We start from the raw sequence: 8,983 nt of genomic DNA, 5'->3' as shown, positions 1-8,983 counted from the left end.
TCTTAATTCCAATTAATTACGGATAAAAAAATGACAAATCTGAATATAATGAAGTGAGACCTAAAAGTGAGACACTTTTAGGTCTCACTTCACTTTTAATATGGCAATGTATTCTTTTCTTATTTCATAAACGAATTTGCCCGTTTGAATAGAGTGAACTGGCAAATATTCATCATTAATATCGAGATCAATGACCTTACCGATGATTTTTTGATCATGAGAGATAAAAATTTGAGCTTGGAATTTATCATTATGAAAGTCCGTTTGGTAATAAAAATAGTTAGACTTCTTAACAAAACCATATTTCGTTAGCAGCTGAAAATTAGGTTGATATTTATTAAAGATAGTTTGTTCTAGTTCTATAATCTTTCTCCGTCTTTTTCTTTCATTATATAACTGTCCCGCGGCGTCATAGATAGCTTAAAAGTTAAGATAATAAATTTTACCGAAAATTAGAATATTCGCTTGACTGTAACCTTAGGTGATACCTTATTTTTAACTAAAAATAAGAGGAGAAAAAATGTTTAACGTTAAGGAAAGACGTATTCTGAAAAAGCATATTAAAAATCTAAAGTCTGCTAGTTTATATAAAACTTATCGCAAAATCCATAATGAATTGGAAACCGATCCTTTAATTAGAACTCATCATTTTGAGCTCTTAGCCAAAAGAGGCGTTAAGCCACCTGTATATTCAAAAAGGATTAGCCAGGATAATCGAATTGTGTACTCAGTTGATCTAAAAAGCAAAGAGGTAATTATTTTTAGTGCCTGGTGGCATTATTCGAGTGGCAATCAAAGCTTGATTCATAACAAAATTTAATTATAAATAAAAAATAGAGGTGTTAAAGCATGCCAACGAAAAAATTATTGTCGATTTCTGAATTTGCTAAAATTGCTCAAACTACTAGACGGACTTTAATTTTTTATGATCAAAAAGATATCTTTAAACCAGCTAAAATCGCTGAAAATGGCTATCGCTATTACAGTTATGGGCAGCTTTATTAGATCGGATTTATTTTGGGTTTGCGTGATCTAGGATTATCAGTAGAAGAAATCAAAGATTATCTTAGTGATGATAGTTCTGATGCTTTGAATAAGAAGCTAATCCCATTAAGACAAAAGATCGAACAACGAATTCAAAATCTCCAGCAAATTTTGACTATTTTGCGACAAAAAGAATCACACAATACACAGTTAAGAAATACTGATTTTTATGTGGCTAAAAAATGCTTTTTACCAAAGAGAGAATTCTGGTGTTCAGATTTTAAGGCAGATTGTTCTGAAGAAGAAATTGCTCGTGCGTATAGTGAATTCTATCAAGAAGTTGGTGCAGGCTTAATGACTAACAAGATGCTGTCTGGCTTTTTAACCGCTTTGCCGCAAGCACATGCCAACCAATATGCAGATTTCGGTTTTAGAATCATTAAGGAAAAGTCTTACGATGATGAAGTCAAAATCCCTATCATTACTCAAAACGATGGTTAGTATATAGTTGCTAAAGTCGAAAGTACAGGAATTGGCATTGAAAAAGGTCTGGCTGTAATTAGAAAATATGCCGAAGCTAATGACCTTGAATTAGGTGATGATTTATGGCAATTCAATATAGGTATTAATATTGAACGTCTGGGTTTAACTAAAGACAGTATATTAGCGTATGCTATAACTGATAATGAGTTATAGTTAATAGTCACGCATATTCTGAAATGGCAGAGGGCGATTAGATGAATATTCAAATTAAGCAAATAACAAATTTAGAAGATATTAACATAAAGAATGAACCTTTTACTATCTGGGGCAAGATGATTCCCAGTCTAAAAAATGGACATTGGAATTATCAAATAGAGAAGTTTAAGCAGTCCAGTATGACTTGTTTTCCTGACGAAGATTATCAATATGATAAAAATGCGATCTATCTAGCTGCCTACGATAAAAATAAGTGCATAGGATTAGCAATTTTACTAAAAGGCATGTTCAAATATCTGTATTTAGATGATTTAAAAGTTAGTTCTGCCTATCGTGAACAAGGAATAGGCAGTAAGCTAATTGCGGAATGTATGAAAAACGCTAAAGGTGAGGGGATGCAAGGAATATACACGATTGCTCAAGATGATAATTTATCAGCTTGTTTATTCTATCTAAAAAATGGTTTTGAAATTGGTGGCTTTAATAATCGCGACTATCGTGGAACTGCTCAAGAAGAAAAAGCAGATATTTATTTTTATAAAGACTGTTAATTAAGAAGGGATATTATGGCATTACCAAAGCAAATTGAAGTTAGAGGAGCAAAAGTTCACAACTTAAAAAATATTGACGTCAATATTCTGCTGCATAAGTTTGTAGCTATTTCAGGATTGTCTGGATCGGGGAAATCATCCCTAGCTATGGGAATTCTTTATGAAGAAGGATCGCGCCGGTATCTTGATGCACTTTCTACATATATGAGAAGACGAATTAAGCAGGGGGCACAAGCTGATGTTACTTCGGTTAAGCATATTCCGTCAGCATTGGCTCTGCGTCAGCGTCCCAGTGTTCCTAATGAAAGAGCAAATGTTGGTACAACAACTGAAACTTTTAATGTCTTGCGCTTGATTTTTTCACGACTTGGTTCACCTATCTGTCCTAATGGTCACCGAGTTGCACCAAGTCTGGCAATAGCTGAAGCAATGTCGAAATCCGGCGAAGAAATGGGACGAATCACTTGTCCAACTTGTGGCGTAAAGTTTTATGTCCCAAGCGCTGAAGAATTTGCATTTAATTCAGACGGTGCATGTACTGAATGTGGCGGTACAGGCAAGGTGCGTCAACTTGATGAAAATAAATTGATCGCTGATGAAAACTTATCAATTGAAGACGGCGCAGTTGCTTCGTGGTCCTTACCAGGGCGTAATTTCATGCCTAGTGTGGCAGAGCATGCAGGAGTTCGTATCAATGTTCCATTTAAAGATTTAACTGATAAAGAAAAAGACTTTGTCTTAAATGGTCCAGAAAAGAAATATAAGATGGACTTTTTATCAGGCACTGGCCGTGTGTTTCATGACTTTAATGCTCTTTATGAAAATGCTCACCAGGCAGTTCTTCGTTCAGCCAAGAGTAGCAAGAGTGAACGTGCACAAAAGAGAATCGCCGAATTCTTCACTTATTCAACTTGTCCTGTTTGTCATGGTACACGGCTTCGTCCTGAATTACTCAAGCAATTAGTTAATGGCAAGAATATTGATGAAGTTGAACATATGCAACTAGGTGATTTGCCTGCTTGGAGTAAAGAAGTTTTAGCCAAATTACCGGAAGAGATGCACCAGATGGCATCTTTATTGATCAAGGAATTTATCAATAATTTGCAGCCATTGCTTGATTTGGGCTTAGATTATTTGACTATGGCTCGAGCAGGAAATACACTTTCAACCGGTGAATTGCAACGAATCCAATTGGCCAGAACTTTAAGAACAGAAACTACTGGCGTTCTTTATGTATTAGATGAACCATCAATTGGGCTCCATCCCGCTAACGTCGATGGTTTGATTAAGGTTTTGCGCAAATTAGTTGATCAAGGCAATTCTTTGGTCGTGGTTGATCATAATGTCGATATTATTAAGGCAGCCGATGAAATCATCGAAATCGGACCAGGATCTGGTGAACAAGGTGGTCAAATTCTAGCTCAAGGTACGCCTCGAGAATTAGAAGATAATAAAAAATCTTTGATTGCACCATATTTAAATGGTAAAGCTGATTTGATGGCAAGAAAAACGACTGATAAGATTAATAGCGATCAAATAAAATTTGAAATAGAGCATTATTTCAACTTACATGATATTAAAGCTGGTATTCCAGTTAATCAAATTACTGCAGTGACAGGCTTTTCTGGAGCAGGTAAGACCAGTTTGATTTTGGATTCCTTAGTTCCGGCTATTGAGGCACAGGCAAAGGGCGAGAAGTTACCTAAACAAATTAAGAAATTCTCTTCACCGGTTCATAATGTAGTTAGTGTTGATGCGACTCCGATTGGTAAGAGTACCCGTTCAACTGTAGCAACATATACTTCAATCATGGATAATCTGCGTAAGCTTTTTGCTCGGCAGCCACTAGCAAAAGAAAAGCATTACACGCCAAGCTACTTCTCTTATAACAATAAAGAAGGAGCTTGCCCAACTTGTGGTGGAACGGGAATTGTGACGTTAGATATTCAATTTTTGCCAGATATGCAGCAGACTTGTCCTACTTGCCATGGTGAACGTTATAATCCAGCGATTCAACAAGTAAAGTGGCACGGAATGTCAATTGTTGATGTGCTTAATTTAGATATTAATGAAGCACTACCTGTGTTCAAAAAGGCACCGAAGATTGAACGAGAATTGAAATTGTTAAAAGAAGTCGGTTTGGATTACTTGCATTTAGGTGAAAGTACACCAACTTTATCTGGTGGTGAAGCACAAAGATTGAAGCTGGTTACTCATTTGAGTCATAAGCAAGATGATACTTTGTTTGTCTTCGATGAACCAACGATCGGTTTGCATCCCTTAGATGTGAAGGTTTTGGTAACCGTAATGCAAAAATTGCTTGATCAAGGTGCAACCATTCTTACAATCACACATGATTTGAATTTAATTGTTAATAGCGATTATATTTTGGATCTAGGACCACACGGCGGTAAAGCTGGTGGTAGAATCGTGGCTGAAGGGATGCCACGAGAATTAGTCAAGCATCCAGATAGTTTAACTACACGGTATTTGGCTGATTATTGGAAGCAATTTGAATAGATAAGAAAAATGAGTCTTTTTTGGACTCGTTTTTGTGTATGACTAGTGATAATATGTACAAAATTGAGGGAAGACAAATAGAAATGAAAGCTTTAAAAATTAGTAGTGTAATTTGGCTTATTTTATTCATACTTTTGGCAATTTTCATTATGATGCGACACGTGGACGGTGCCGGCGTAGTTCAAACGATGCCAATTAAGTTGATAAATTTAGCAGTGCTGGCTGTATTTGCATTAATTGTTTTAGTTGGACATCTTATTTGGCTTTTGATTGTGCGGAAAAGACAAAATATTTAGTATAAAATTACTCATCAAAATGGACATAGAATTTTTAAAATTCTATGTCTGTTTTTCAATTGGTCTAGATAAAATTAAACGCTTAGTATTTAAAACTTCACAAGCAACATATGAGTAATATAAATAAAGTACGTTAATAAGCCAATATCGATAATAAAGGCCAGTAACACAGCCCATTATTCTTGACTCTACTTCACAAAGATTAGACAATGAAACTGTATCTTGATACCGGATACATAAAATTGGTATAAAACAAACAGAGCTTTTAAATGAGAGTGGAGAAAAAGAAAATGGATAAATTATTATATACAACTTACGATCAAGATAAAGTAAACGATTTACAAGAAATTTTAGGTGAATTAAATCTAGATATTGAAGTCATCGGATTATCTTCAATAGATTATGCGCCGCAAAAGTCGTATTCTGAGGAAACATTTTTGAATAATGCGAGAAATACGGCTCATCGCTTGGCTGAGTATACCAAGTTGCCAACATTATCTGAAAGTTCTGGACTAAGTGTTGATTATTTGTTCAATTCGTTAGAGATTTTACCTTATCATCATAATGGTCAAGATTATAAGGAAAGACTGCTTGGCTATTTAGGTGGAGTACCTAGTGAAAAAAGAACGGCCAGTTATTACACGACTTTTGCTTTCAGTTGGCCTGGTCAAGAAGATAATGATATTGTTAGCTCTGGTCGAATTAGCGGCGTGATTGCAAAATATCCTTTTGGCAATAGTACTTATGTTTATGATTCTTCATTCGTTGTTCCGGGGCTAGGTAAGACATTTGGCGAGATGAATATTGATGAAAGAAATCAAGTGTCACAGCGTAGAGCTGCATTAGATAGATTGCTCGCAAATTTACCAAGTTGGTGACAAGCACAAAAGCAGGTAACTACTAGATAAAAATAAAGGATTAGATATTGAAAGGTGAGATGAAAATCTCGCTTTTTTTGTTTATAAATAACCATTTACCGCCCTAGAACTACCACTTACCTGAAATGACTGGTATTAACGTCAAAAGAGCATATACTGGTAACAAAGTCAGGAGGGGATGCAAATGAAGGTTAAGTTCAATATTGATGAAAGTCTTCAGGAGGAAAAGGCAGAGTTTTGGTTAAAGAAAATGACTGATAAGATTAGTCGAATTACAAAAGAGTTGAATTCAAAACAGGATTTTCTTTGGTGCTTTAAAAATGGGGATGCTTTTCCAGTCAATTTTTCAAAAATTGCTTTAATTCAAGTCGAGGAGGAAAAAACTAAAATTTACACTGCAGACAATATTTACTTGTATAAGGCTCGTTTGTATCAGGTTAAAAATTTATTGCCGCATGAATTCATCGCCGTCTCGCGAGGTGCGATTATTAATTATCATCAATTAGATCACTTGCAAATATTGAACAATGGCAATATTGATGCAATTTTGACAAATAAGATAAGGGTACAAGTTTCTCGGCGTAGAATCAAAGATTTGAAAGAGAGGTTAGGGCTATGAAAACTTTTAAAAATATGGTTATAAGTGGGTTGGTAGGAATCGGAATTGGCATGATTTGGATGGCGGTTGATTTGGTGCTTTCGGTTAATGGGCAAAGTGTTGAAAATGCAAAGATGTTTGTATCAAGTTTTCTTTTTTGGCTGGTAGCTTCATTTTTGATTGGCGTATTTTTCTATCTTGCTAGTTGGATTTTTGATAAAGATCAATGGTCATTGAGAAAGCAGGTAGTGGTTAATTTCTTCGTTTGTTTTGCGGCGTGGTTGCTTTTAAATCTTTATCTTAATAATTGGCAGTTTTCTTGGACGTTGGTATTTAGTGCATTTGCTAGTTTTGTAATTATGTATGTTATTGCCTATGGGTTATATTTCTGGCATTTGTGGAAAGATGTTAAGAAAATCAATCAGAGATTGGAGAACAGTAAATAATGATAGTCTTTTATGTTGAGACAGCTAGTTATTTTCACTAAATGTATCATAATAACATTTTAGAGTATAAGCTTGTAATTTATAAAGTGTCGTGATATTATTACTTCATCAATTGAAATTCATTTTATAGAAAGAAGGGTCGCCGTTGCGTCTTTAATCTTGCAAATTTAAGCATAGTTGAATAATTATTCCAGATTATGACGGAGAGACTATGCACTTTTGACAAGATTAGCAACAGGCGATATCTTCTTTTTCTATGCGCAAATAATGAGGGAGAGTCTGCACTTGTCAAAAGTGTGGGCTCTTTTTTGCGAGGCGATTTTATGAGCAACATTAGAATTTCAAATTTGTCTTTTAGATATGATGACAGCAGTGAGAATATTTTTAACAATTTAAACCTGAATCTAGATAGTACATGGAAACTGGGGTTAGTTGGCAGAAACGGTCGCGGTAAGACTACATTTTTAAACTTGCTGCGTGGAAAACTACATGGTCTGGGCGACATTCAAACCCGGTTGAATTTTTCATATTATCCGATTAAAATTGCTGATCCCGCTAACATCACTTTATATGAGTTACAAAAGCAAACTAATTTTGAAGAGTGGGAGCTAGACCGTGAATTAAATTTGATGAACGTTAATCCAGACTTGTTATGGCAACCGTTTAACACTTTAAGTGGCGGCGAGCAGACTAAGGTTTTACTAGCGTTGTCTTTTACAAATAAGGATTCTTTTGCCTTGATTGACGAACCTACAAATCATCTTGATGAAGATAGCAGACAAGAGATTAGCAATTATCTAGGTAATCATGAGAAGGGCTATATCGTGGTTAGTCACGATCGTGATTTTTTGAATCAGGTGACCGACCATATTTTGGCGATTGAAAATACGGGGATTCATTTGTATCAGGGGAACTTTACTGCATATGAAGATACGAAGCAGAAGAGGGATGAGTTTAACCGCGAGAGAAATCAAAAGCTTAAGGGTGAGATTAACGAATTACATCAGCAAAAGGAGCAATTTTATCATTGGGCCCAGAAAGTAGAGGCTAGAAAAAATATTGGTCGAAAATATCAGCATGTTCTTAATCGGCGAACTAGATTAAATAAAGGAGCCATTGGTCATGCGGCTGCCAAAATGATGAAGAAGTCGATTAACGCTCGAGATAGAATGGATCATAAGATTCAAGCTAAGCAGGGCCTAATGACTAACATTGAAGATATTCCTGAATTAAGCATGAATTTCAAGGCTAACTATCATTCCACTTTGCTTGAAATCCAACATCTTGATCTTCAAATAGATGGTAAAAGTTTATTTAAAGATTTAAATTTAGTGGTCAAAAATCATGGAGTTGTTTCTCTTGAAGGACGAAATGGTTCAGGTAAATCGACTTTTTTGAAAATGCTGCTAGATAAAGCACCAACAGTTAAATACCAAGGTAAGTATGAATTAGCTGATGGTTTATCAATTTCTTATTTGCCACAGGACTTTACAGAGTATAAGGGAACTTTACATAATTTTGCATATGAACATAAAATTTCTTATGAAGAATTGCTGAATAATTTGAAAAAGCTGGGCTTTCCCCGAGCCAGTTTTGCAACGCTGATTGAAGAAATGAGTATGGGACAACAGAAGCGAGTAGCATTGGCTAAGTCGCTAGTTGAACCGTCCGACTTGTATTGGTGGGATGAACCGGCTAATTATTTAGATGTTTTTAATCAAGATCAACTGATTGAATTATTGAAAAAGGTCAAACCTGCTATGCTGCTTATTGAACACGATGAGTATTTCATTGAGCAGGTGGCGGATCAAAGAGTGAGATTGGATATAGCAGAATAGAAAGAAGCACGTTACTGGTTGGTTAGTAACGTGCTTTTGCTTAAATCTTTTTGGTTAACGATTTTAATATTGTTTTCTTTTTTGAGCTGTATTTTTGTCATAGGGATGAGTATAGATAATTATGTATTTCATTGTTTATAAAGTATATAAAATTAAAATCAACTAAGCATAAA

The 8,983-nt window shown here is 35.2% G+C and carries 10 protein-coding genes; all 10 read left to right on the top strand.

Going from position 1 to position 8,983, the window contains the following annotated elements; all coding sequences use genetic code 11:
- The first annotated feature begins 520 nt into the window (after positions 1–520).
- Entirely contained in the window at positions 521–820 is a 300-nt protein-coding gene (locus tag HMPREF0518_RS04215) for a type II toxin-antitoxin system YoeB family toxin (protein ID WP_003626464.1), read from the top strand.
- A 29-nt stretch (positions 821–849) separates the two neighbouring features.
- Complete coding sequence (locus HMPREF0518_RS10690) at positions 850–1,005, top strand: MerR family DNA-binding transcriptional regulator (protein WP_003626462.1); 156 nt, start codon at positions 850–852, stop codon at positions 1,003–1,005.
- A gap of 12 nt (positions 1,006–1,017) precedes the next feature.
- Positions 1,018–1,485, top strand: a complete 468-nt coding sequence (locus tag HMPREF0518_RS04205; RefSeq protein ID WP_003626460.1) for a MerR family DNA-binding protein — start codon at positions 1,018–1,020, stop codon at positions 1,483–1,485.
- A gap of 236 nt (positions 1,486–1,721) precedes the next feature.
- Positions 1,722–2,234, top strand: coding sequence for a GNAT family N-acetyltransferase (locus HMPREF0518_RS04200; protein WP_003626458.1), 513 nt, complete (start codon positions 1,722–1,724; stop codon positions 2,232–2,234).
- A gap of 15 nt (positions 2,235–2,249) precedes the next feature.
- Positions 2,250–4,754, top strand: a complete 2,505-nt coding sequence (locus HMPREF0518_RS04195) for an ATP-binding cassette domain-containing protein (RefSeq protein ID WP_003626456.1) — start codon at positions 2,250–2,252, stop codon at positions 4,752–4,754.
- An 83-nt stretch (positions 4,755–4,837) separates the two neighbouring features.
- Positions 4,838–5,050: a DUF3923 family protein gene (locus HMPREF0518_RS04190; protein WP_014918835.1), complete on the top strand. Its 213-nt coding sequence runs from the start codon at positions 4,838–4,840 to the stop codon at positions 5,048–5,050.
- A 290-nt stretch (positions 5,051–5,340) separates the two neighbouring features.
- Positions 5,341–5,928: a non-canonical purine NTP pyrophosphatase gene (locus HMPREF0518_RS04185; protein ID WP_023192837.1), complete on the top strand. Its 588-nt coding sequence runs from the start codon at positions 5,341–5,343 to the stop codon at positions 5,926–5,928.
- A 184-nt stretch (positions 5,929–6,112) separates the two neighbouring features.
- Positions 6,113–6,547 carry a LytTR family DNA-binding domain-containing protein gene (locus HMPREF0518_RS04180; RefSeq protein WP_003628533.1) on the top strand — a complete coding sequence of 145 codons (435 nt, stop codon included), beginning with the start codon at positions 6,113–6,115 and terminating at the stop codon, positions 6,545–6,547.
- Positions 6,544–6,972 carry a DUF3021 domain-containing protein gene (locus HMPREF0518_RS04175; RefSeq protein WP_003626445.1) on the top strand — a complete coding sequence of 143 codons (429 nt, stop codon included), beginning with the start codon at positions 6,544–6,546 and terminating at the stop codon, positions 6,970–6,972. The genes HMPREF0518_RS04180 and HMPREF0518_RS04175 overlap by 4 nt, the downstream gene beginning before the upstream one ends.
- Positions 6,973–7,295: 323 nt before the next feature.
- Positions 7,296–8,810: a ribosomal protection-like ABC-F family protein gene (gene abc-f, locus HMPREF0518_RS04170; protein WP_023192838.1), complete on the top strand. Its 1,515-nt coding sequence runs from the start codon at positions 7,296–7,298 to the stop codon at positions 8,808–8,810.
- Positions 8,811–8,983: the final 173 nt, after the last annotated feature.

It is taken from the genome of Lactobacillus helveticus DSM 20075 = CGMCC 1.1877 (genome assembly GCF_000160855.1).
Taxonomy (GTDB): domain Bacteria; phylum Bacillota; class Bacilli; order Lactobacillales; family Lactobacillaceae; genus Lactobacillus; species Lactobacillus helveticus.
The sequence above is the reverse complement of the archived record's forward strand: the minus strand, read 5'-3'. Positions and strand labels throughout refer to the sequence as shown.

Bases quoted from the DNA above. Each gene is read 5' to 3' on its own strand.
- HMPREF0518_RS04215 (WP_003626464.1), top strand. From the start codon at position 521: ATGTTTAACGTTAAGGAAAGACGTATTCTGAAAAAGCATATTAAAAAT.
- HMPREF0518_RS10690 (WP_003626462.1), top strand. From the start codon at position 850: ATGCCAACGAAAAAATTATTGTCGATTTCTGAATTTGCTAAAATTGCT.
- HMPREF0518_RS04200 (WP_003626458.1), top strand. From the start codon at position 1,722: ATGAATATTCAAATTAAGCAAATAACAAATTTAGAAGATATTAACATA.
- HMPREF0518_RS04195 (WP_003626456.1), top strand. From the start codon at position 2,250: ATGGCATTACCAAAGCAAATTGAAGTTAGAGGAGCAAAAGTTCACAAC.
- HMPREF0518_RS04190 (WP_014918835.1), top strand. From the start codon at position 4,838: ATGAAAGCTTTAAAAATTAGTAGTGTAATTTGGCTTATTTTATTCATA.
- HMPREF0518_RS04185 (WP_023192837.1), top strand. From the start codon at position 5,341: ATGGATAAATTATTATATACAACTTACGATCAAGATAAAGTAAACGAT.
- HMPREF0518_RS04180 (WP_003628533.1), top strand. From the start codon at position 6,113: ATGAAGGTTAAGTTCAATATTGATGAAAGTCTTCAGGAGGAAAAGGCA.
- HMPREF0518_RS04175 (WP_003626445.1), top strand. From the start codon at position 6,544: ATGAAAACTTTTAAAAATATGGTTATAAGTGGGTTGGTAGGAATCGGA.
- abc-f (WP_023192838.1), top strand. From the start codon at position 7,296: ATGAGCAACATTAGAATTTCAAATTTGTCTTTTAGATATGATGACAGC.